The organism is Streptomyces sp. CBMA123, from assembly GCF_014596465.1.
Lineage (GTDB): Bacteria > Actinomycetota > Actinomycetes > Streptomycetales > Streptomycetaceae > Kitasatospora.
In genome coordinates, this window is the sequence record NZ_MECK01000157.1 from 33,930 (window position 1) to 54,790 (window position 20,861).

The window sequence follows — 20,861 nt, forward strand, 5'->3', positions numbered from 1 at the left end:
GGGTGCCCAGGTCATGAACGAAGACCCTGGAAGCCGTCCAACGGCCACACCCGGAGACGAACCCCGCCCCCACGGCAGCCGAGAACAGCACCCACCACACAAGGCGCGCCGTGGTCGCCACTACGCCACCTCGTAGAGCGGATCGAGGCCGCGCGCCGTGCCCCACCCATGCGTGGGGCACGGCGCTTCGCCGGTTTCCAGGCACTCGAACCAGACCGCCTTGCCCACGCCTGCCGGGCGCCACCCCCACGCGTGAGCCAGCGCCTCCACCAGCAACAACCCACGCCCACCCGTCGCTTCGGGATCCCGCTCCCGAAGCGGAAGCTCCGGACACCGATCGGCAACCTCCACCCGCACCCGGCCGCTACACCAGCGAACGGACACGACACACCGCTCCCGGGTGTGCACCAGCGCATTCGCGATCACCTCGCTCGCGCACAACTCCACGTCCTGAAGCGCGTCTTCCGTCAGCGGCACCTCCCACTCCCGCAGGATCGCCACCACCAGCCGCCGAGCCGCCGGCACGGCATCGCCGCACGGCGGCACCCCCCACTCCAGCGGAACCGGGAATCGAGCATTGCTCAGTGGACTGACGATCACGAGGGCTCCATCTGGTCACGAAGCGACGGTGCAACGCCATGCCGGATCGTTCGGGCCCACACCCACCGTCCGAATGGCTGACATCAAGTCAACGCGGGTACGCACGAAGAGAGAACCGGCGAAGCTGGTCCAGGCGTTGAACCGGTTGAACAGAGGACGGGATCGCGATGACGCACCGACCGCGCACACCGAACACCGAGCTCGCGGCGCTCATGCAGCAGGCACAGTGGGGCAACGACCAGCTCGCCCGGGCCGTGAATCGCGTCGGCACCGAGGCCGGGCTCCGGCTGGCCTACGACAAGTCGGCCATCTCGCACTGGCTCTCCGGCACCCGGCCCCGGCCCGGGGTCCGGGAGGTCATCCGGGAGGCCTTCTCCCGTCGACTCGGCCGCCCGGTCACGCCCGAGGACACCGGTTTCGAGCCGGACACAGGAGCGACGGCAGACCGGGGTGTCCTGCCCGACCTGATGTCGATCGGAAAGGGCGATATGGACCCGTCCCGCCGTGGCGTGCTCGCCGCCGGGCTCTACTCGCTAGCCCTGACAGTGCCACTGTTCGACGACGACGCTGACCGGATCACCCACGCCGCAGCCGGACGCACCGTGCGCGTCGGCCAGGGCGAGGTCGAGACCGTCCGAACGATGACGGATCGGATCGCCGACATCCTCGACGAACTCGGCGCAGCCCACGCCCGGCCGATGGCCGCGGCGTTCCTCGTCAACTCCGTCGGCCCCTGGCTCCAGGCCTCCGGCACCACGAAAGTCAAGGCCGACCTGCTGTCGGCCGCCGCCGACCTCACCTACCTCACCGGCTGGATGGCGATGTACGAGACCGCCCACGGCCTCGGCCAGAAGTACTACGTCCAGGCCCTCAAACTCGCCCGCGAGGCCCAGGACCACGTGACCTACTGCCGCACCCTGCGCGGCATGGCGCTCCAGGCATCCAACCTCGGCTACGGCCCGAAGGCCCTGGAACTGGCCGACTCGGCCGCCGAAGCCGCCCCGGCCTCCGGTCCGCGACTGCGCGCCTTCCTCACCGGCCAACAGGCGCACGGTGCCGCCATGGTGAAGGACCGGCGCCAGGCCTTCGCACGCCTCAGCGAGACCGAAACCGCCCTCGCCCAAGCTGAGGGCCGCAACGACTCCGTCGGCGGCTATGACCAGGCCGCATACCACTTCCACGTCTCCCACGTGCTCTACGAACTCGGCGACCTCCCGGGGGCGATCAAGGAACTCCAGCTCTCCAACCGGGTCCGACCGACGAACGAGAAGCAGGGCCGGGTCCACGGCAACGGCCTGCTCGCCCGCCGGCAGATGGAACTCGGACACGTCGACGCGGCCTGCGCCACCTGGGACGCGTTCCTGGACGACTACGTCACGATCAGCTCCGTCCGCGGCGACGAGCACTTCCAGGCCTTGAACAAAGCCCTCCCGGCCCACGCCGCCAGCCGCACGGTCCGCCAACTCCATCAGCGCACCCGCGACGTAGTCCGCCAGAAGGCCGCGTAAGCGGTGGGCTTCGGTCTCGTCGTACGCTTCGTCGCCCGTGACGCGGCAGCCGCCCGTGCGTTCGACCAGCTCGCGGATACCACCCTCAAGGACATCCGCACCAAGGAACCCGGCACCCTCGTCTACGTCAGCCACACTGTGCCGGGCGAGCCGAACGTCCGGGTCTTCTACGAGCTGTACGCGGATCGCACAGCCTTCGAGGAACACGAACAACAGCCTCATGTTCGCCGGTTCCTGGCAGAACGGGACCAGCACCTCGAATCGTTCGAGGTGACGTTCCTGGACGAGATCTCCGGCAAGAGGCCGACAGGTGACGGGGTTCGGATCGGGATCACGGGGCACCGGGGGCTGTCGGCCGAGGTGGAGGGACAGGTCCGCCGGCTGCTCGAATCCTCGCTCGCGAGCGAGGATTCGAGCAGCCTCACCATCGTGTCCTGCATCGCGGACGGGCCGGATTCGTGGCTGGCGGACGTCGCGCTTGAGCGGGGTGCGCTGCTGGAGGTCGTCACTCCTGCCGATCACTACCGCGACGGGTTGCCAGAGTGGCATCACCCCACCTACGACCGGCTCCTGGAATCCGCCTCCGCGATTCACCGGACCGGGCACGTGGAATCCGACGAGGCCGCCCACATGGCAGGCGGCGAGCTCCTCGTCCAGCAGGTCGACAAGCTCCTCGCCGTCTGGGACGGCCTGCCGGCCCGGGGCTACGGCGGCACGGCGGACGTGGTCGCGTACGCCCAGCAGCACGGCGTACCGGTCGAAGTGCTGTGGCCACAAGGAGCACACCGATAGGCCCGTCGCCGCCCTCCCCAGGAGGGCGGCGACGCGCGAGTACGGCGACCGCAGAACCCCGTGTGTCAGACCTGCTTCTCGCCCATCGCAGCACGAAGCCAGTCGAGGGAGTCGCTTGCCAGAACGGCATCGGCGAGAGCGGTGGCGGTCTTCGTGGTGAGCCGCCTACGGCTGTTGTCGATCCACCGCTGAGCGTTCGCGTAGCCATGGGCCTTGTATTCCACACCCTGGACCAGGCACTCCAGCTTGTCGGCGTCCCGGGCACACACCGCCTCCAAGGACTCCTTCGTCTCGTACTCCGCTACGAGATCCCGGATGGTCGAGGCCAGGACATCCGGCATCCCGGCGACCTGGTCTGCCGTCACCGCCGCCGGATCGGCGCTCGGCGCGTACTTCTTGCCCAGGTGGTTGACGTCCCCGGTGCGTGTCTCCTGGGAGTCGTGCCACACGGCGAGGAAGGCAGCCTGCGCCGGATCGGCGCCTTCGAGCTTCGCGATGATGGAGGCGATCAACGCAGTCCGCCAGGAGTGCTCGGCGACCGACTCGGGGTCGCGGACGCCCGCCATCCACCAGCCCGTGCGCTTGGCCTGCTTGAGCGTCCCGGCTTCGAACAGGAACCTCGCCACCGAGGTCAGGTCCTCTGCCACTGTCTGGCTCCTCTCACGCCTCGGCAAGGCGGATCGCGTAGCGGATGCTGTCGAGTTCGCGCCGCCCGCGCGGCGAGAGCTCCCGACTATCCAACATCACTGGAAGTCGGGAGCGTAGAGCGCGGGTTGCCGCTCCGGAACGCAGCAGGTTCGGCCGCGCCTGGAGCAGTGACCACACGGTGTGGATGTTGAGCTCGGCATACCCGTGTTCAGGGGCGAGGCCGCCGGCGAGGTGGGCGAGAAGCTTGTCCCCCGGCCATGGACCTGGTGCCCCGGACGCTATGAAGTCATCGGAGAATTCGAGGTTCGGCACGTCACCGATCCAGTAGGACCAGTAGTTGAGGTTCGCGACGGCCCCGCGCTCGTCAGCGAGGTCCGCATCGATGAAGTGGTTCATGCGGTCCCGGTCGCCGTGGCGTGCGGAGATCATCGCGAGAGAGCGGGAGTTGAGCCAGCAGGTCAGCCAATCGTTCGACAGCCGGGTTCGCTGCTGCTCGGCGAGCCACTCCCGGGTGTCGCCGTGGGCGTCGTACCCGGCGAGGTACAGCGCCTGGCGGCGCACGAGAAAGTGACCCTCCCCACGCGCTTCCTCGGCCGTCTGTCGCATACAGGTGAAGAACCGAGCGCGATCGGCGACGCCGAGCTCCGGCCCGGTCGGCACGGGCCCCCTTCGTGGGCGCGGCGGGGTCGGAAGGTCGCGCACAGACTTCGGCATCACACCGCCAACCGACCACATCAGGATCTCTACGAGATCCCGCTGCATCACCATCGATCCCAGCGGGCTGTTGTGTGCCGAGGTGCGATCTTCGAGGACGCCGGCAAGTAGGATGTCCGCTTCGAAAGCCCGTTCCAGTTCCTGGAGCAGTGCGGGAGCAGTGCCCATCTGCATGAGCCGATGGCGGTGGACGAGCATCTGTCCCACGGGGATCGCCGTCAAGGGTCGACGCCCGCTCTCCCAGCCGGCAATGGTGTCCGGCGATACCGCCAGCCGCTCGGCGTACTCGTCCTGCGTGCAGCCGTGCTGCTCGCGTATCACCCGAAAGAGGTACCCCGAGATCGTGCCCGAGCGAGGGCGTGACGACCGACCCTGACTGCCAGTCAGGGAATTCGCTGAACCAGACCGCATGAGAGCCCCCACTTTCGGGAGTTCGCGCCAACACACCAGTACTCGTGGTCACTTCAGGTCGTGATCTCGGACCCCTACCTTCGTAGAGAACCCTGGCCGAGGCCACTCGGATGCCCTGGCCGGTGGGCAACGGTACTCGTCGACCTCGTACCGAGAAGCGCGATCAGCTGTTCCACGACGACCGAGTAGGAGAATCCCATGGGATGGGGTACCGGCAAGGGCGGGAGCTCCGGCGGCGGCAGCGGGCCCAATGACGGGGGCCAGGGCAAGCACGCGGACAAGAACAAGAAGGACTTCGGCACGTCCCCGCAGAACCAGGATCACCAGTCCGGCAAGTCCGAGGGCAAGCACCGGAAGGACGGCGACGAGAGCAAATGACCGCACACCAGCCCCGCGTGGAGCAGGCCTCCGTAGGCGGCCTGCTCCACGCGGTGTCCCAGCACCTCGGCCATGACCTGGCCCCCGAGTGGCGCGGGGCCGCCGAAGCGGCCCCGCGCCACCGGTTCCTGCCTGACCGGGTCTGGCTCTCCGGGGATGACGAGGCGCTGACGCCCTGTGATCGTGTGCGCGAGCCCGATCGATGGCTCGCTGCGGCCTACGGGGACGTACCCGTGGTGACACAGGTCGACGACGGGCGGGAGCCGGAGGATCCGGCCGACGCCTCGCCGTCGTCCTCTGCCTCGGCGCCGTCGATCGTCTTCCGGATGCTCGAACTCCTGGAACTCGCACCGGGAATGCGTGTCCTGGAGATCGGTGCAGGCACCGGGTACAACGCCGCGCTCCTCTCCCACCGGCTGGGCGATGCCAACGTGACCACGATCGAGATCGACCCCGCCGTGGCCGGGGTCGCCCGGTCCAATCTCAAGGCCGCCGGCTTCTCCCCCACCCTCGTCGGCGGCGACGGAGGTCTCGGGTGGAGCACCCGGGCGCCGTACGACCGGGTGGTGGCGACCTGCTCGGTCCGGCGCATTCCCTATGCCTGGGTCGAACAGACCCGGCCGGGCGGTGTCATCCTCACCCCCTGGTGCGACGACTGGAGCCACGGCGGGCTGCTCCGCCTCACCGTCGGCGACGACGGAACCGCCACCGGCCGCTTCTCCGCCGACAGCGCCTTCATGCTGATGCGGACCCAGCGCCGGGACCTCCGGCTGTTCCGGGACGTGGTCATGGACGACCACGTCCCGGTCGAGTCCGCGACCGGCCTCTCCCCCTGGGCCGTCGCCGACTCCTCCTTCGAGACGCAGTTCGCGCTCGGCCTCCGCCTCGGCGACCTCTGGTACGCCTGGCATCACGACCCCGACGTCGACGGCGTGGAAACCCGGCTCTGGGTCGCCACGGCCGACGGCGACTCCTGGGCCGCCGTCGACTGGGACGGCACTCGCGCCCCCGGGCGCTACACCGTGTGGCAGCACGGGCCCCGCCGGCTCTGGGGCGAGGTCGAGGCCGCGCACCGGTGGTGGCTGGACAACGGCCGCCCGGGGCCCGACCGCCTCGGGCTCACCGTCACACCCGACGGCCAGTGGGCGTGGCTCGACGACCCGGTCGATGCCTGGCCCCTGGGATAGCACGGTGGCCCCCGAGCATGCCGGATTCGCCGGGCGGGCGGCTCTCTAGGACACTGAACACCGTGACTGATGTGCGAGAGATCCTGGACTACCAGACCTTCGGCCGAGCGGTGCGCGAACTGGCGCAGACGATCGCCGACGACGGCTTCGAACCCGACCTCGTCCTGAGCATCGCCCGCGGCGGCGTGTTCGTGGCGGGCGGTCTGGCGTATGCGCTGGACTGCAAGAACATCCACCTGGTGAACGTCGAGTTCTACACGGGCGTGGGCACCACTCTCGACATGCCCGTCATGCTGGCGCCCGTCCCCGCGGCGATCGACTTCACCGACAAGAAGGTCCTGATCGCCGACGACGTCGCCGACACGGGCAAGACGCTGAAGCTGGTGCACGACTTCTGCCTCAGCCATGTCGCCGAGGTCCGGTCCGCCGTCATCTACGAGAAGTCGCACTCCCTGGTGAAGTGCGAGTACGTGTGGAAGCGGACCGACGACTGGATCGAGTTCCCGTGGTCGGCGCAGGATCCGGTCGTCAAGCGCCCCGGCCAGGTGCTCGACGCCTGATCCGCTGGTCCGGTGGGGCGGCCTCAGTGGGTCGCCCCCTCCGGGACGCGGAGGTCGGCGGTGCGGGTCGCGGCGGCGGTGAGGAGGGCGCGCAGGCCGTGGGCGACGGAGGCGGCCGGCAGCGAGGGCCCAGAGCCGTCGAGGACCTGTTCGGGCAGGGCGGGTATGTGGACGAACCCGCCGCGGACGGTGGGGCGTTCGGTGGCGAGCAGGTGCATCAGGGCGTAGAAGACGTGGTTGCAGACGAACGTCCCGGCGGTCTGCGACAGGGAGGCGGGCACGCCGGCTTCCCGGACGGCGGCCACGCAGGCCTTGACGGGCAGGGTGGCGAAGTAGGCCGCGGGGCCGCCGGGGACGACGGGCCGGTCGACCGGTCGCCGGCCCGCGTTGTCGGGGATGCGGGCGTCGTCGACGTTGACGGCGACGCGCTCGACGGTGACGTCCGGCCGGCCGGCTGCCTGGCCGAGGCAGACGACCAGGTCCGGGGCGCACGCCTCGATCGCCGTGCGCAGTTCCTCGGCCGCCTGCCCGAAGACGCAGCTCAGCCGGGTGGCGGTGACCAGGAGTCCCTCGGGCGGGTTGTCGGCCACCAGGCGGGCGACCTCCCAGGACGGGTTGACGTCGGCGCCGTCGAACGGTTCGAAGCCGGTGAGCAGGACCCTGGTCATGGGACGGCCTTTCTGGCGGAAGGGAAGAAGGCTGGTCAGAACGCGAAGAGCGACATGATGGCGATGTTGCAGACCAGCAGCGCGCCGGCGGTGGGGAGTTGGGCCTTGATCGGCCCGTACTGGTCCTTGAGTTCGAGCAGCGCCGCCGGGACGAGGTTGAAGTTGGCCGCCATCGGCGTGACCAGCGTGCCGCAGAAGCCGGCCAGCATGCCCACGGCCAGGACCACGCCCGGGCTGCCGTGCAGTTGGGTGATCAGGACCGGCCAGCCGATCGCGGCGGTCATCACCGGGAAGGCCGCGAAGGCGTTGCCCATGATGATCGTGAACAGGGCCATGCCCACGCAGTAGAGCGCCACCGCCGCGTACTTGCTGCCGTCCGGCAGGAAGTGGGTGGTGATCCTGCCGACTTGGGCGCCGACCCCGGCGCTCTGGAAGATCGAGCCCAGTACGGCGAGGAGTTGGGGCAGCAGCAGTGCCCAGCCCATGGACTCCAGCAGTCCGCGGCCGGAGTGGAGGGCGACGGCGGGGTTGCGCTCGCGGGTGAGCAGCAGCGCCAGGCCCAGGGCGACGAGTGAGCCGATGCCGAGCCCGAGGAGCGTCTCGCTGCCGGTCTGCAGCAGCAGGCCGCCGCCCAGGTGCACGCCCTTGAGGAGCGTTCCGCAGGCCAGCGCGACCAGCGGCAGCGCCAGTGCCGGGATGAACAGCCGGCTACCGAGGCGCGCGGCGGAGGCGGCCCGGCGCTCGGGGGCGGCGGTGGTCGAGGTGCCGCGGCCGGTGAAGCCGAAGCCGGCCAGACAGATCATCGCCAGGACGGCGACGCCCAGCGGCGCGGCGGGCGCGCTCTTGTCGGCGACCCACGTGCCGTAGCAGAAGCTGGCACCGAGCAGGCCCCAGAAGGCGGCGCTGCCGTAGCGCCTGGGGTTGCCGCGGTCCACGGCCATCTGCGCTGCCATCGCGAGGAAGACGGCTCCGACCAGCCAGTACAGCCACTCGACCTTGATCACTTGCTCGTCTCCTCGATGCGGTCGGCGGTGGTCGCCCGGTCGGCTGTCGTGGGCAGGTCGCGGGCCAGGGCGCGGTCCAGGCGCAGCAGGCGGGCGCCGTGGATGAGGGTGGCGCAGACGGCGGTGGGGATGGCCCACAGCGCGAGTTGCACCGGCTCCAGGTCGGTGTGGTAGGTCGCGTCGACGAAGCCGGTGATCAGGAGGATCGAGCCGACGGCGAGGAAGCAGTCCTCGCCGAAGAACAGGCCGACGTTGTCGGCGCTCGCGGCGAAGGACCGCACGCGTTCCCGGGCCTTGTCGGTCAGGGTGCCGTGGTGGCGTTCGGCGGCGGCCTCGGCCATCGGCGCGACCATCGGGCGCACCGCCTGGGCCGGTCCGCCGAGGCTGGTGAGGCCGAAGGCGGCGGTGAGCTGGCGGACCACCAGGTAGACCGCGAGCACGCGTCCGGCACTGGCCTTGGCGAGCCTGTTCATCAGGGTGCGGGCCTGCTCCTGCAGGCCGTGGCGCTCCAGCAGGCCGATCACCGGCAGGGTGATCGCGAAGAGGGTCACCGAGCGGCTGGAGGCGAAGCCCGTGCCGAAGGCCTCCAGGACCTTCAACGGGCTCATCCCGCCCAGCAGTCCGGTGAGGACGCCGGCGGCGCCGACGACGAGGAGCGGATTTCGCCGGGTGGCGAACCCGGCCACCACGACGAGGATGCCGACAAGAACGATCATGTTCCTGGCCGCCTTTCGGACGGGCCTCCGCCGTGTGGGTGACCGTCTGGGGCGCCACGGGCGGAGGAGGTCGGAGCCCGGGTGGGCCACGACCGTGCGGGGGTTGCCGCGAGGCTAGGGGATTGTGGAACAATCCGACAAGAGTTCAGGAGGTGGAACGTGACCGGAGTTTTCGACGCGCTCGCGGCCGACCGGGGCCGGCTCGACCGCGCCAGCGCCGCCCAACGCGTGGCCGAGGTGCTGCGCGACCACATCACCGAGGGCCTACTCGCCCCCGGCACCCGGCTGTCGGAGGAGGCCCTCGGAGAAGCGCTCACCGTCTCGCGCAACACACTCCGCGAGGCGTTCCGACTGCTGGCCGACCAGCGGCTGGTCGTACACGAGCTGAACCGGGGCGTCTTCGTCCGGATTCTCGAACCGGACGACGTCGCCGACATCTACACGCTGCGCCTCGCCCTGGAGACCGCCGGCGTACGCGCCCTGCACAGCGCCGCACCCGAGCGCCTGGCCGCGGTGCGCACCGCCCTGAACTGCGCGGAGGCCGCCGAGGCGGTCGGCGACTGGGTCACCGTCGGCACCGCCGACCTGCACTTCCACCAGGCCGTCGCGGGGATCGCCGGCAGCCGGCGGATAGACGAGTGCATGGCCCGCCTGATGGCCGAACTGCGCCTGGCCTTCGCCGCCGTCCCGTCGGCGCGCGGGCTCCACGCACCGTTCCTGCGCCGCAACCAGACGCTCACCGGACTGCTGGAGACGGGCGAGATCGACGACGCCGTGGTGGAGCTGACGAGGTACCTGGACGACGCGCGCGCCGTGATCGTCCGTGCGATGACGGACGGTCCGATGTCGGCCGGCCCGATGGCGGGCGGTGCCACGCCGGACGGTCCGATGCCGGGCGGCCCGATGACGAACGGCCCGATGGCGGGCGGTGCCACGCCGGGCGGCCCGATGACGGGCAGCGCGAGATGACCCCGCCCGGGGGCGCTCCCGTACCGGTGGTCGACCTCAACGCCGACCTCGGCGAGGGATTCGGCCGCTGGACGCTCACCGACGACGACGCCCTGCTGTCGGTGGTCACCAGCGCCAACGTCGCCTGCGGCTTCCACGCCGGGGACCCGACCACCATGCGACGGGTGTGCGAGGCGGCCGCGGAGCGGGGCGTGCGGATCGGCGCGCACGTCTCCTACCGGGACCTCACCGGGTTCGGGCGGCGGGCGATGGACGTCCCGCCGGACGAGCTGGCGGACGAAGTCGCCTATCAGATCGGGGCGTTGCAGGTGTTCGCGCGGGCAGCCGGAGCACACGTGGCGTACGTCAAACCGCACGGCGCGCTGTACAACCGGGCGGTGCACGACGAGGAGCAGGCGGAGGCGGTGGTCCGCGGCGTCCGACTGGCCATGGGGGCGCAGGAGCGGGCCCTGCCCGTCCTCGGGCTGCCCGGTTCACGGCTGCACGAGGCGGCCGGGCGGGCCGGGCTGCCGGTGGTCGCCGAGGCCTTCGCCGACCGCGCGTACACCCCGCACGGCACGCTCGTCCCCCGCCGCGAACCCGACGCCGTCGTCCACGACCCGGACGCGGTCGTCCACCGCTCGGTCGCCATCGCCCGGGACGGCGAGGTCACCGCGCGCACCGGCGACCGGATCCGGCTGCGGGCCCGTTCCCTGTGTGTGCACGGCGACACCCCGGGGGCCGCGGACCTGGCCCGACGGGTGCGAACGGCCCTGTGGACGGCCGGAGTCCGCGTCGAGGCGTTCGCGTGAGCGCCGAACGGACGGCGCGGACGGCGCAGATCGCGCGGGCCGGGACGAACAGGACCGACGGGATGAGCCTGCGCGTCCTGCGGGTCGGCCTGGACGCGCTCCTGGTCGAGCTGGACGGCGCCGACGAGACGACCGCCTTCCACGCCGAACTCCGGCGCCGACGCGCGGCGTCCGAACTCCCGGCCGTCACCGAGGTGGTACCCGCCGAACGGAGCGTGCTGCTCGACGGCGTGGCCGATCCCGACGCCCTGGCCGCCGAACTGGCCGGCTGGCGCATCCCGCCGCTACGGGCGGGCGCCGACCAGACCGTGACCATCCCGGTGCGCTACGACGGTGCCGACGTGGCGGAGGTCGCCGCACTGTGGGGTGTCGCCGAGGACGAGGTCGCGCGCATCCACTCCGGGACCGAGTTCCGCGTCGCCTTCAGCGGCTTCGCCCCCGGCTTCGGCTATCTGACCGGCCTGCCCGAGCACTACCGGGTGCCCCGCCGGGCCGTCCCCCGCCCCGCCGTCCCGGCCGGGGCGATCGCCCTCGCCGGGCCGTACACCGGCGTCTACCCGCGCTCGTCCCCGGGCGGGTGGCAGCTGATCGGGCGCACCGACGCCGTGCTGTGGGACCCGTCCCGGGAACCCGCGGCCCTGTTCAGCCCGGGGACCCGGGTCCGGTTCGTGATCGAGGAAGCCTGACCGCTGAGCCCGACCGCCCAAGCCCGACCGCCCAAGCCCGAACGAGGAAGCCCGACCGGGAAAACCCGACGCGAAGAGCCCGACCGAGGAAGCGTGATCGAGGGAACATGACCGTCACCATCACCAGTTCCGGCCTGCTGACGACCGTCCAGGACCTCGGCCGGCCCGGGCACGCGCACCTGGGCGTGCCACGCTCCGGCGCGCTCGACCAGCCCGCCCACCGGCTCGCCAACCACCTGGTCGGCAACCCCTCGACGGCGGCCACCCTGGAGACCACCGTGCTCGGCTGCTCGGTGCGCGTGGACCGCGCGGTGACGGTGGCCGTGACCGGCGCACCCTGCGCCGTACGGGTCGACGGGCGGCCCGCCGCCTGGTCCGCCCCGGTGCGGCTGCCCGCCGGGGCGCTGTTGGAGGTGGGCCCCGCGACGCGGGGTGTGCGCAGCTACGTCGCCTTCGCGGGTGGGATCGCCGCCGCACCCGTCCTCGGCAGCCGCTCGACCGATCTGCTCTCGGGGCTGGGCCCCGCTCCCGTGGCCCCCGGGGACGCGCTGCCGCTCGGCGATCCGGTCGGCCCGGCCGCCGGGGCGGACGTGGTGCCGACGCCCGCGCCGCCGGACCCGCTGCTCCTGCCGGTGCTGTTCGGCCCGCGCGACGACTGGTTCACCACCCGCTCGCTCGCCGTCCTCACCGGCTCCGGCTACCGCGTCTCCCCCACCAGCAACCGGATCGGCCTGCGCCTGGACGGCCCGCCCCTGGAGCGCGCCCGCGAGGGCGAACTCCCCAGCGAGGGCATGGTCCTGGGCGCGGTCCAGGTCCCGCCCGACGGCCGCCCGGTGGTCTTCCTCGCCGACCACCCCACCACCGGCGGCTACCCCGTCATCGGCGTCGTCCCCGTCACCGCCCTCCCCGCCGTCGCCCAGGCCGCCCCGGGCACCCCGGTCCGCTTCACCCCGATGCGACGGCGCTGAGTCCGCTACTTCCGGCGGGTGAGCCTGGTCTCCGCCTTGAGGAGCAGCGGCATCAGGGCGTAGACGACGACGGGGACGACGAGGGCGGTCATGACCAGCGTGCGCAGGGCCAGCGGCAGGTTGCCGAGGTAGGGGCCGAGGAGGAGGAAGGCGGTGGTGATGGTCGGGTAGACGGCGAGCCAGGTGAGCAGGGCACGGCGGTGGACCGACGGGGCGGCGGGCGTCACGGCGGGTGCGGCTGGGGCGATGGTGTCGGTGGTCATGGCGCGGGTCCTCCCCTTGGCGAGTGGCCGGAGTCCAAATCTCCAACCCTTCGGTTGGAGTTTGGCACGCGCGGGGGCGAATGTCCAACCGTAGGGTTGGAGTTTTGGGATATCGTGGGTCCATGGCCTGGGACACCGCACGCACGCAGCAGCTCCTCCTCGACGCCGCGGTCGAGGAGTTCGCCGAGTTCGGCCCGGACGGGGCCCGGATCGCCCGGGTGGCGACCCGGGCGGGGGTGAACAAGGAGCGGATCTACCAGTACTTCGGCAACAAGGAGCAGCTGTTCTCCGCCGTGCTGACGTCCGAACTCGGCAAGCTGGCGGAGGCGGTGCCGCTCGCGCCGACGGCGGGGCTGGACCTCGGCGACTACGCCGGGCGGGTCTTCGACTACCACTCGGCCAATCCGCACTTCTCCCGGCTACTGGCCTGGGAGGGCCTGCAACGCGGCACGGCGGCCGAGGAGTTGGCGGCCGGGCCGGAGCGCACCGCGCACTACCGCGAGAAGGTCGCGGCCGTCGCCGCCGCCCAGCGCAGCGGTGAGGTGGCCGGTGAGGTGGATCCGGCACGGCTGATGTTCGCGGTGATCGGCCTGGTGAACGCCTGGTTCACGCTGCCGCAGATGGTCCGCCTGCTGCTCTCCGGCACGGCGGACCACGCGACGGACCGGGCGGCCGTGGTCACCTTCGTCCGTCGCCTGACGAGGCCCGCGAGCGGCTGAGCGACTGCGCGCCTGAACGGCTGAGCAGCTGAGCAACTGAGCAGCCGCGCACGGCCCGCCGACGCGGCCGGATTCAGCGGCGGCGGGCCGCCTGGGCGGCCTGGCGGGTGCGGCGGACGGCGCGGTGGACGCGCTGGACGGCGATGAAGCGGTTCATCGCGTCGGTCAGGGTGAGCCGGTACTTGAGCCGCAGCTGGGCGTTGAGGTCGGCGACGTGCTCGGGGCCGATGGCGTGGAGGAGGCGGCTGACGTGCCGCTGGTAGACCTCCCAGTAGTTGCGGTCGCCGTCCGGGATGGACCAGAAGAACATCGGGATCTCTTCGGTCAGGCAGTTGCGGTCGTAGGCGCGCAGGTACTGCTCGGTGAAGAGCGGCTCGGGGCGGGCGAGCAGCCACTCGCGGACGAGTTCCATCGAGCGGACCCGGTCGATCAGGCCGCGCGGGTCGGTCTTCTTCTGGGTGATGGACAGGTTGCCGTCCTCGCGGACCCGCCAGTGGTAGATGGGTTCCGCGAGGACGTCGACCCGGGTGGCGAGGAAGTGGTGGGGGATGCTGACCGGGGCGTCCTCGTAGAGCAGGCCCTCGGGGTAGCGGATGCCGGCGGCGTCGAAGAAGGAGCGCCGGTAGACCTTGTTCCAGGCGGTGCGGTCGGTGACCAGGGCGGGCAGTTCGCTGACGTGGGTGCGCAGCCGGGTCTCGCGGAAGGGGCGGCGGTGGGCGTGCGAGGGGGTGAGGCCGGTGGTGCGCAGGCGCATCGCGTTGCCGGCCGCGAAGTCGGAACCGGTCTGGTCGAGCGTGCTGATCATCAGCTGGTAGGCGTGCGGCGGCAGGGTGTCGTCGCTGTCGACGAAGGTCAGGTACTCGGTGCCGGGGGCGAGGTGGCGCCAGCCGGTGTTGCGGGCGGCGCCGAGGCCCTTGTTCTCCTGCTGGACCAGCCGGAAGCGCTGGTCCCGGGCGGCGTACGCCTTGGCGAGGACGGGGCCGTCGTCGGTCGAGCCGTCGTCGACCATGACGCACTCGAAGTCCTCGAAGGTCTGGGCCGCGATCGAGTCCAGGCACTCCCCGAGGTAGCGCTCGACGTTGTAGATCGGGACCACCACGGACAGGCGCGGAGCCATCGAACGACCTTTCGCTCTGGAGCGGACGGGCCGGTCGGCCGGTCGGCCGCCGGTAGCCGGCGGAGCTCCGAGCCTAGCGACCGCGCGCCCGTCGCGGGCGAACAACGGGTGGCGGCGAGTCTTCGGTTCGGTGGGGCAGGTGTGGCAGGTGCGCCCGGCGCCAACGGCCGTGACGGGCAGACGCGGCGGGAACACGGGGGAACACTGGGGATGGCCCCGGACCGCCCGACCGGTCCGGGGCCTTCCCGCTCGGCCTACACTCAGACGCTCTTCACGGCGGCGAAGCGGGAGGAGACGTCCTGCCAGTTGACGACGTCCCACAGACGGGTGACGTAGTCCGGGCGGACGTTGCGGTACTGCAGGTAGTACGCGTGCTCCCAGGCGTCGAAGGCCAGCAGCGGGGTGGTGTTCTGCCCCACGTTGCCGTGGTGGTCGTAGACCTGCTCGACGATCAGGCGCTGCCCGAGCGGCTCCCAGGAGAGGATGCCCCAACCGGAGCCCTGGACACCGGTGGTGGCGGTGGTGAGCTGCTTCTTGAAGGCCTCGAAGCTGCCGAAGTGCTCGGTGATGGCGTCGGCCAGCTCGCCCTCGGGGCGGTCGCCGCCCTCCGGGGAGAGGTTCTGCCAGAACAGCGAGTGCAGCACGTGGCCGGAGAGGTGGAAGGCGAAGGTCTTCTGCAGGCCGACCAGGCCGCCGAACTGCTCCTTGTCGCGCGCCTCGGCGAGCTGCTCCAGGGTGTCGTTCGCGCCCTTGACGTACGCGGCGTGGTGCTTGGAGTGGTGCAGCTCCAGGATCTCGGCGGACATGGCCCGCTCGAGCGCGGAGTAGTCGTACGGCAGGTCGGGAAGGTTGTAGGTGCCCATCAGGACACGGCCCCTTTCGGCGGGTTGAGCGTTGACGATCGTGCCGGGACAACACTATTGCGCATGAGTTGCAGGAACGAAGCATGGGCTCCTGCTTATTCCTCACACTCCGTCGGGCACAATGGCCACCCGAACATGTAATGACTGATGAGGGTGAGTGACCATGACAGGGGCGCCTCCGGTGGTGCTGGGCATCGAGTCCTCCTGCGACGAGACCGGCGCGGGCCTGGTCCGGGACGGCGTGCTGCTCGGGCAGGCGGTGGCCTCCTCGATGGACGAACACGCCCGCTACGGCGGGGTGGTGCCGGAGATCGCCGCCCGGGCGCACGTCCACGCGATGGCCCCGGTGGTGCGGGAGGCCCTGGACCGGGCCGGACTGACCCTCGGTGACATCGGGGCCGTCGCCGTCACCACCGGCCCGGGGCTGGCCGGCGCCCTCCAGATCGGGGTGGCCGCCGCCAAGGCGTACTCCTTCTCGCTCGGCGTCCCGCTGTACGGGGTGCACCACCTCGCCGGGCACGTCGCCGCCGCGACCCTCGACGGCGGGCCGCTGCCGGACCCGTGCGTCGTACTGATCGTCTCCGGCGGGCACACCTCGCTGCTGCTGGTCCGCGACCTCGCCCGGGACCCGATCGTCCACCTCGGCGACACCCTGGACGACGCGGCCGGCGAGTGCTTCGACAAGGTCGCCCGGATCCTCGGGCTGCCCTACCCCGGCGGACCCGCCGTCGACCGCGCCGCCCGGGCCGGCGACCCGACGGCCGTCCGACTGCCGCGCCCGCTGACCGGGCCGCGGGACGACCCGTACGCCTTCTCCTTCTCCGGCCTCAAGACCGCCGCCGCCCGCTGGGTCGAGGCCCAGGCGGAGCCGCACGTCCCCGACGCGGCCGCCGCCCTCCAGGAGGCGATCGCGGACGTGCTCACCCAGAAGGCGGTGCGGGCCTGCACCGACCACGGGATCGGCACCCTGGTGGTGGTCGGCGGGGTCGCCGCCAACTCCCGGGTCCGGGCGCTCGCCGAGCAGCGCTGCGCCGCGGCCGGCGTCACCCTGCGGGTGCCGCCACTGCGGCTGTGCACGGACAACGGGGCGATGGTCGCGGCCATCGGCGACCTGCTGGTCCGGGCGGGGGCCGAACCGGCGCCGGCGGACGTGTCGGTGGACCCGTCGGCGCCGCTGGAGTTCGCGGCGCTCGCGCCCCGGGCGAGGCGCGCCGCCTGACGGACCGCCAAGGCGGCGCACCACCCGGCCGACTGACAAAAGGAACGGGAAAGGCACGGTTCGGTCTCGTCGGCCGGAAGCCCGGCTCCGGGTCTTCCCTTTACCTGAATGAGTGTGCCATTTTACATGTCACACATCAGGCTCCGTCCGTGCGCCCCAACCGCACGGCCCCCTCACGGTCCCGGAGGCCCCCACCCCATGCGTCCCTTCCGGATAGCGAAGGCGAACGCGCGCAGACTCCCTGCGCTCGGCGCCGCCCTGTTCCTCTCAGTCGGACTGTTCACCCCACAGGCGCACGCGGCCGACCGCCCGTCGACGCCGACACCGCATGCGGGCAGGCCGGTGGCCCCGCACGCGATCCCGGTGCCGAAGTCGCCCGACACCCCCCGGGACCCCCGCCCGCTCGCCGCCGAGAGCCAGGGCAAGCCCACCGCCCCGGCGGCGGGCAGCACCCTCGGCACCGCCCGGACGGCGCGGCAGCTGACCGCCTGCGACACCACCGGGTTCACCGGCAAGTCCGGCGCCGCACTGGTCCAGCAGGTCGAGTCGGCCGGCCTCGACTGCGTCAACACCCTCTTCACGCTCACCGGCAACGATGCCAAGGGCGCCTTCGACGAGGCCCAGATGGTCACCGTCGCCAACGCCCTGCGCGACACCGCCGCCGGCTACCCCGGCGACAACTCCACCTCCGCCGGGCAGTTGGTGCTGTTCCTGCGCGCCGGCTACTACGTCCAGTGGAACAACGCCGACGCCGTCGGCCCGTACGGCACCGGCCTGCGAAGCGCGATCCGCGGCGCGCTGGACGCCTTCTTCGCCGCCCCGCACAGCAAGGACGTCACCGAGGCCAACGGCGCCACTCTCGCCGAGGCCGTCACGCTGATCGACAGCGCCCGGGAGAACGCCCGCTACACCGGCGTGGTCAAGCGCCTGCTCGGCGACTACACCGGCGGGTGGACCGGATCGATGGCCGCGGCCGTCGGCAACACCGCGACCGTCATCGAACGCGGCTTCGAGCTCCCCGAGTTCACCGCCGCCCTCCAGGCCGACCCGTCCTTCGCCACCACCATGGCCTCCTTCGTCACCCGCAACAGCGCCCAGCTCACCGGCTCCGACCCGGTGACCAGGATCGGCATCCAGATCGGCAACCTGGTCGCCTCCGACGGGCTCCGGGCGCAGGGCCGGCCGATCGTCAAGGACCTGGTCAACCGCTACCCGCTGGTCGGCGCCACCGGTCCGCTCACCATGAACCTGCTCTGGTTCGCGGAGAACAAGGACGCCGGCAACTGCTCCTACTACGGGACCTGCGACGTACCCGCCAAGCTCGTCCCGCTGGTGCTCACGAGCGACCACACCTGCAACCCGAACCTGCGCATCCGCTCACAGAGCATGACCGCCCGGCAGAACACCGACACCTGCACCAGCCTGGTCAACCAGGACGCGTTCTTCCACCGGGTGGTCAAGGACAACGGCCCGGTCGCCGACGACCGCAACACCGCCCTGGAGGTGGTCGTCTTCGACGACTACTACAACTACAGCCTCTACGCCTGGGAGATGTACCACATCGCCGTCGACAACGGCGGCATGTACGAGGAGGGCAACCCGGCCGCACCCGGCAACCAGGCCCGCTTCATCGCCCACCAGGCCGACTGGCTGCGCCCCGGCTTCCAGATCTGGAACCTCAACCACGAGTACACCCACTACCTCGACGGCCGCTACGACATGTACGGCGACTTCGAGGCGGGCATGACCACCCCGACCATCTGGTGGGTCGAAGGCCTGGCCGAGTACGTCTCCTACGGCTACCGGGGCGTCCACTACGACGACGCCGTCACCCAGGCCGGCAAGGGCACCTACCCGCTGAGCGCCCTCTTCGACTCCACCTACGACAACGCCGACTCCACCCGGGTCTACAACTGGGGCTACCTGGCGGTGCGTTACATGCTCCAGTCGCACCCCCAGGACGTCGACGCGCTGCTCGCCGAGTACCGCGCCGGCGACTGGAACGGCGCCCGCACCCTGCTCAAGACCACCATCGGCACCCGCTACGACGCCGACTTCGCGACCTGGCTCAAGGCCTGCGCCGCCGACAACTGCGGCACCCCGCCCACCGACCAGGCCCCGCTGTGCACCGCCGCCGACACCCGGCAGTACGACAAGAACTGCCGCCGCGACGGCGTCGCCGCCACCACCGGCGACTACGGCTACAGCTTCCTGTACCTGCCGGCCGGCGTGCGGCAGCTGACCATCACCACCAGCGGCGGCACCGGCAACGCCGACCTGTACTACAACGGGCCGACCTGGGCCACCACGTCGTCCTACCAGGCGAAGTCCACCAACCCCGGCAACGGCGAGACCCTGACCATCAGCAACCCGCCGTCCGGCTGGGTCTACTTCAGCCTCCACGCCCAGCAGGGCTTCGGCGGCGTGACCGTCACCACCACCTACAGCTGACCGCTCCCGCACCCACCGGAGGGTCCCGCGTCCACGCGGGGCCCTCCTCGCGCGTCCAGAGGCCGTCCACCGCGCGTCCAGGCCGTTCACCGCGCGTTCAGGCCCTCACCTCGGGCCGGGCGGGCGCCCCGGGAACCCCGGTAAAGACTTCGGAAAATGCGCTGGTAATGACCCATCGGAAAGCCCCCACCGGAAAAGGTTATAACGATTCGCCATTAGAATGGGCCGTCAACAACGCGTAGAAATCGAACTCCGGTTGCCGAAGGGGTATCAGGAACGCGATCCTTCGGTTAAGGTCCTGCCTCAGTTGAAGCCGTTCGGCCTTCCGGACCGGAAAGCCGAACCCCACCCGACGGTGCGGCCGACACCCATTCGCCGTACCCGAAATCCCGGAAAGGGGAAAGCCATGAAGATGATCAAGGCGATCGTGAAGAAGTTCAAGCGTGACGAGGACCTCGCCAACCACGCGTGGATCCTGCACGTCATCTGATGCACCACGGCCGGTGGGGCGGGGGCCCTGCCTCCGCCCCACCAGCGCCGCATTTCATCGCTATTCCCACGGAGGCGGGATTCTCGTGCAAGAAATGGCGCCGGACACCGTCCGCGGACATTCCGTCGTCTTCGCCCCGCGAATTCAGGACCTGCTCGCCCGGGACACCAAGGTGTTCCGCGCCGACGCCCGCACGGTCGGCGTTTCCGACGCCGCCCTGACGGCGGAAATCGTCGCGGCCCGCCCGGTGCTCCAGACGGAACGCTCGGTCTACAAGCCCGCCGCCGGAGCCGACATCCCCCACGACAGCGCGACCCGGACGATCCGCGCGCTCGGCCAGGACGTCATGGCGGGCATCCGGACGCCGCCACCCCCGGCCCGCGCACTGGCCGGCGCCTGGCCCTACGCACCCACCTCCTACCTGCGCCGATGGCTCTTCGGTTCCGACCCGCTGCCGCTCTCCCTGCTGGCGAAGCGCGGCATCACCCGCTCCGACACGCTCTCCCGCCTGGTCGACCGCACCGTCACCGTCTGGCCGAACACCGAGGCCGCGGACGGCCGGTCCACGACGGCCATGGCCGGGCTGATCCACGGGGCCGCCGACCCCCTGGAGCGCAAGCAGGCCATCGCCATGTACCGACGGGCCTCCGCCACCCTCTGCGACGGCGTGGCCGCCCTGGCCGGCAACGCCCTGTGGCTCATGCGGGCGACCGACACCCCCCGGGGCGACCTCACCGCCGCCCTCTGGGAGACGCTCCGGCTGCTCCCGCCCGCCTGGATGCTCTACCGCAACGGCGGCGAGGCGTACGCCGGACTACACCCGGACCTCGGGCCCGAGGACAACATCGCGCTGCTCCCGCTGCTGATGCACCGCCACCCGGACTACTGGCCGGACCCACTGGACTTCCGGCCCCAGCGCTGGGCCGAGGTCGCCGACCCGGAGAAGACCCCCGGGTTCATGCCCTTCGGCTTCGACGGTGCCCGCTGCTGGGCCAAACACCTGGTCGTCCCGCTGGCCGAACGCCTGCTGACCGTCGCCCTCGACCACGGACTCACCATCCGCGGCCCCCGGCAGGACGCGCCCGTCCCGCTGCGCTCCCTGCTCTCGGTGCGGTTCGAGGCCTCCGTCGGCGCCTGAA

Annotated in this window: 23 protein-coding genes and 1 pseudogene; 15 read left to right on the forward strand and 9 right to left on the reverse strand. The window is 71.3% G+C overall.

Going from position 1 to position 20,861, the window contains the following annotated elements:
• Positions 1-120: 120 nt before the first annotated feature.
• Positions 121-600: an ATP-binding protein gene (locus tag BG452_RS19050; protein ID WP_317621125.1), complete on the reverse strand. Its 480-nt coding sequence runs from the start codon at positions 598-600 to the stop codon at positions 121-123.
• A 167-nt stretch (positions 601-767) separates the two neighbouring features.
• On the opposite strand from BG452_RS19050, the gene BG452_RS19055 reads away from it, so the two are divergent.
• The 3 genes and pseudogenes from BG452_RS19055 (at position 768) to BG452_RS19065 (ending at position 2,900) form a co-directional block, all read left to right on the forward strand.
• Complete coding sequence (locus tag BG452_RS19055) at positions 768-2,108, forward strand: hypothetical protein (protein WP_188305537.1); 1,341 nt, start codon at positions 768-770, stop codon at positions 2,106-2,108.
• Between the two features lie 3 nt (positions 2,109-2,111).
• Positions 2,112-2,336 (forward strand): annotated as a pseudogene (locus BG452_RS19060) (putative quinol monooxygenase); the annotation flags it as partial.
• A 96-nt stretch (positions 2,337-2,432) separates the two neighbouring features.
• Positions 2,433-2,900 carry a hypothetical protein gene (locus tag BG452_RS19065; RefSeq protein WP_188305565.1) on the forward strand — a complete coding sequence of 156 codons (468 nt, stop codon included), beginning with the start codon at positions 2,433-2,435 and terminating at the stop codon, positions 2,898-2,900.
• A gap of 65 nt (positions 2,901-2,965) precedes the next feature.
• Here BG452_RS19065 and BG452_RS19070 read toward each other — a convergent pair whose 3' ends face one another.
• A complete protein-coding gene (locus tag BG452_RS19070; protein ID WP_188305538.1) occupies positions 2,966-3,547 on the reverse strand; it encodes an HD domain-containing protein in 582 nt (193 codons plus the stop codon).
• A gap of 13 nt (positions 3,548-3,560) precedes the next feature.
• Complete coding sequence (locus BG452_RS19075; RefSeq protein ID WP_317621126.1) at positions 3,561-4,685, reverse strand: helix-turn-helix domain-containing protein; 1,125 nt, start codon at positions 4,683-4,685, stop codon at positions 3,561-3,563.
• Between the two features lie 186 nt (positions 4,686-4,871).
• Between BG452_RS19075 and BG452_RS19080 the strand changes: the two genes are divergently transcribed.
• From BG452_RS19080 to BG452_RS19090, 3 genes are all read left to right on the forward strand, one after another.
• The gene (locus BG452_RS19080) at positions 4,872-5,051 is read left to right on the forward strand and encodes a hypothetical protein (RefSeq protein WP_188305540.1); all 180 of its coding nucleotides are present in this window, start codon (positions 4,872-4,874) and stop codon (positions 5,049-5,051) included.
• The gene (locus BG452_RS19085; protein ID WP_188305541.1) at positions 5,048-6,238 is read left to right on the forward strand and encodes a methyltransferase domain-containing protein; all 1,191 of its coding nucleotides are present in this window, start codon (positions 5,048-5,050) and stop codon (positions 6,236-6,238) included. The genes BG452_RS19080 and BG452_RS19085 overlap by 4 nt, the downstream gene beginning before the upstream one ends.
• Before the next feature lie 62 nt (positions 6,239-6,300).
• Positions 6,301-6,798: a phosphoribosyltransferase gene (locus tag BG452_RS19090; protein ID WP_188305542.1), complete on the forward strand. Its 498-nt coding sequence runs from the start codon at positions 6,301-6,303 to the stop codon at positions 6,796-6,798.
• Between the two features lie 23 nt (positions 6,799-6,821).
• Here BG452_RS19090 and pcp read toward each other — a convergent pair whose 3' ends face one another.
• The 3 genes from pcp to BG452_RS19105 are packed head-to-tail and all read right to left on the reverse strand — an operon-like array spanning position 6,822 to position 9,186.
• A complete protein-coding gene (pcp, locus tag BG452_RS19095; RefSeq protein ID WP_188305543.1) occupies positions 6,822-7,466 on the reverse strand; it encodes a pyroglutamyl-peptidase I in 645 nt (214 codons plus the stop codon).
• Between the two features lie 35 nt (positions 7,467-7,501).
• Positions 7,502-8,470 carry a DUF979 domain-containing protein gene (locus BG452_RS19100; protein ID WP_188305544.1) on the reverse strand — a complete coding sequence of 323 codons (969 nt, stop codon included), beginning with the start codon at positions 8,468-8,470 and terminating at the stop codon, positions 7,502-7,504.
• Complete coding sequence (locus BG452_RS19105) at positions 8,467-9,186, reverse strand: DUF969 domain-containing protein (RefSeq protein ID WP_188305545.1); 720 nt, start codon at positions 9,184-9,186, stop codon at positions 8,467-8,469. The genes BG452_RS19100 and BG452_RS19105 overlap by 4 nt, the downstream gene beginning before the upstream one ends.
• Positions 9,187-9,345: 159 nt before the next feature.
• Between BG452_RS19105 and BG452_RS47705 the strand changes: the two genes are divergently transcribed.
• From BG452_RS47705 to BG452_RS19125, 4 genes are all read left to right on the forward strand, one after another.
• Entirely contained in the window at positions 9,346-10,155 is an 810-nt protein-coding gene (locus BG452_RS47705; protein ID WP_188305546.1) for a GntR family transcriptional regulator, read from the forward strand.
• Positions 10,152-10,946 (forward strand): LamB/YcsF family protein, encoded by a 795-nt coding sequence (locus tag BG452_RS19115; protein ID WP_188305547.1) that lies wholly within the window; start codon positions 10,152-10,154, stop codon positions 10,944-10,946. The genes BG452_RS47705 and BG452_RS19115 overlap by 4 nt, the downstream gene beginning before the upstream one ends.
• Before the next feature lie 62 nt (positions 10,947-11,008).
• Positions 11,009-11,632: a 5-oxoprolinase subunit B family protein gene (locus BG452_RS19120; RefSeq protein ID WP_188305566.1), complete on the forward strand. Its 624-nt coding sequence runs from the start codon at positions 11,009-11,011 to the stop codon at positions 11,630-11,632.
• Positions 11,633-11,739: 107 nt separating this feature from the next.
• The gene (locus BG452_RS19125; protein WP_188305548.1) at positions 11,740-12,600 is read left to right on the forward strand and encodes a biotin-dependent carboxyltransferase family protein; all 861 of its coding nucleotides are present in this window, start codon (positions 11,740-11,742) and stop codon (positions 12,598-12,600) included.
• A 5-nt stretch (positions 12,601-12,605) separates the two neighbouring features.
• Here BG452_RS19125 and BG452_RS19130 read toward each other — a convergent pair whose 3' ends face one another.
• Complete coding sequence (locus BG452_RS19130) at positions 12,606-12,863, reverse strand: hypothetical protein (protein ID WP_188305549.1); 258 nt, start codon at positions 12,861-12,863, stop codon at positions 12,606-12,608.
• Between the two features lie 122 nt (positions 12,864-12,985).
• Between BG452_RS19130 and BG452_RS19135 the strand changes: the two genes are divergently transcribed.
• Positions 12,986-13,582, forward strand: coding sequence for a TetR family transcriptional regulator (locus BG452_RS19135; RefSeq protein ID WP_188305550.1), 597 nt, complete (start codon positions 12,986-12,988; stop codon positions 13,580-13,582).
• 73 nt (positions 13,583-13,655) lie between these two features.
• On the opposite strand, the gene BG452_RS19140 is transcribed toward BG452_RS19135, so the two are convergent.
• Both BG452_RS19140 and BG452_RS19145 read right to left on the reverse strand, forming a co-directional pair.
• Positions 13,656-14,699 (reverse strand): glycosyltransferase family 2 protein, encoded by a 1,044-nt coding sequence (locus BG452_RS19140; RefSeq protein WP_188305551.1) that lies wholly within the window; start codon positions 14,697-14,699, stop codon positions 13,656-13,658.
• Positions 14,700-14,959: 260 nt separating this feature from the next.
• On the reverse strand, positions 14,960-15,562 hold the full coding sequence (locus BG452_RS19145; protein WP_188305552.1) for a superoxide dismutase: 603 nt from the start codon (positions 15,560-15,562) through the stop codon (positions 14,960-14,962).
• 163 nt (positions 15,563-15,725) lie between these two features.
• Between BG452_RS19145 and tsaD the strand changes: the two genes are divergently transcribed.
• From tsaD to BG452_RS19165, 4 genes are all read left to right on the forward strand, one after another.
• The gene (tsaD, locus tag BG452_RS19150; protein WP_188305553.1) at positions 15,726-16,781 is read left to right on the forward strand and encodes a tRNA (adenosine(37)-N6)-threonylcarbamoyltransferase complex transferase subunit TsaD; all 1,056 of its coding nucleotides are present in this window, start codon (positions 15,726-15,728) and stop codon (positions 16,779-16,781) included.
• Positions 16,782-17,144: 363 nt separating this feature from the next.
• Positions 17,145-19,232 carry a M9 family metallopeptidase gene (locus BG452_RS19155; protein ID WP_317621127.1) on the forward strand — a complete coding sequence of 696 codons (2,088 nt, stop codon included), beginning with the start codon at positions 17,145-17,147 and terminating at the stop codon, positions 19,230-19,232.
• 220 nt (positions 19,233-19,452) lie between these two features.
• On the forward strand, positions 19,453-19,722 hold the full coding sequence (locus BG452_RS19160; protein ID WP_188305555.1) for a hypothetical protein: 270 nt from the start codon (positions 19,453-19,455) through the stop codon (positions 19,720-19,722).
• A gap of 94 nt (positions 19,723-19,816) precedes the next feature.
• Positions 19,817-20,860 (forward strand): cytochrome P450, encoded by a 1,044-nt coding sequence (locus BG452_RS19165; RefSeq protein ID WP_188305556.1) that lies wholly within the window; start codon positions 19,817-19,819, stop codon positions 20,858-20,860.
• Position 20,861 lies beyond the last annotated feature (1 nt).

What these genes read in the sequence shown, in the direction of transcription:
- BG452_RS19055 (WP_188305537.1), top strand. Translation starts at nt 768, where the DNA reads ATGACGCACCGACCGCGCACACCGAACACCGAGCTCGCGGCGCTCATG.
- BG452_RS19080 (WP_188305540.1), top strand. Translation starts at nt 4,872, where the DNA reads ATGGGATGGGGTACCGGCAAGGGCGGGAGCTCCGGCGGCGGCAGCGGG.
- BG452_RS19085 (WP_188305541.1), top strand. Translation starts at nt 5,048, where the DNA reads ATGACCGCACACCAGCCCCGCGTGGAGCAGGCCTCCGTAGGCGGCCTG.
- pcp (WP_188305543.1), bottom strand. Translation starts at nt 7,466, where the DNA reads ATGACCAGGGTCCTGCTCACCGGCTTCGAACCGTTCGACGGCGCCGAC.
- BG452_RS19105 (WP_188305545.1), bottom strand. Translation starts at nt 9,186, where the DNA reads ATGATCGTTCTTGTCGGCATCCTCGTCGTGGTGGCCGGGTTCGCCACC.
- BG452_RS19115 (WP_188305547.1), top strand. Translation starts at nt 10,152, where the DNA reads ATGACCCCGCCCGGGGGCGCTCCCGTACCGGTGGTCGACCTCAACGCC.
- BG452_RS19120 (WP_188305566.1), top strand. Translation starts at nt 11,009, where the DNA reads ATGAGCCTGCGCGTCCTGCGGGTCGGCCTGGACGCGCTCCTGGTCGAG.
- BG452_RS19125 (WP_188305548.1), top strand. Translation starts at nt 11,740, where the DNA reads ATGACCGTCACCATCACCAGTTCCGGCCTGCTGACGACCGTCCAGGAC.
- BG452_RS19130 (WP_188305549.1), bottom strand. Translation starts at nt 12,863, where the DNA reads ATGACCACCGACACCATCGCCCCAGCCGCACCCGCCGTGACGCCCGCC.
- BG452_RS19135 (WP_188305550.1), top strand. Translation starts at nt 12,986, where the DNA reads ATGGCCTGGGACACCGCACGCACGCAGCAGCTCCTCCTCGACGCCGCG.
- BG452_RS19140 (WP_188305551.1), bottom strand. Translation starts at nt 14,699, where the DNA reads ATGGCTCCGCGCCTGTCCGTGGTGGTCCCGATCTACAACGTCGAGCGC.
- BG452_RS19145 (WP_188305552.1), bottom strand. Translation starts at nt 15,562, where the DNA reads ATGGGCACCTACAACCTTCCCGACCTGCCGTACGACTACTCCGCGCTC.
- tsaD (WP_188305553.1), top strand. Translation starts at nt 15,726, where the DNA reads ATGACAGGGGCGCCTCCGGTGGTGCTGGGCATCGAGTCCTCCTGCGAC.
- BG452_RS19160 (WP_188305555.1), top strand. Translation starts at nt 19,453, where the DNA reads ATGGGCCGTCAACAACGCGTAGAAATCGAACTCCGGTTGCCGAAGGGG.
- BG452_RS19165 (WP_188305556.1), top strand. Translation starts at nt 19,817, where the DNA reads ATGGCGCCGGACACCGTCCGCGGACATTCCGTCGTCTTCGCCCCGCGA.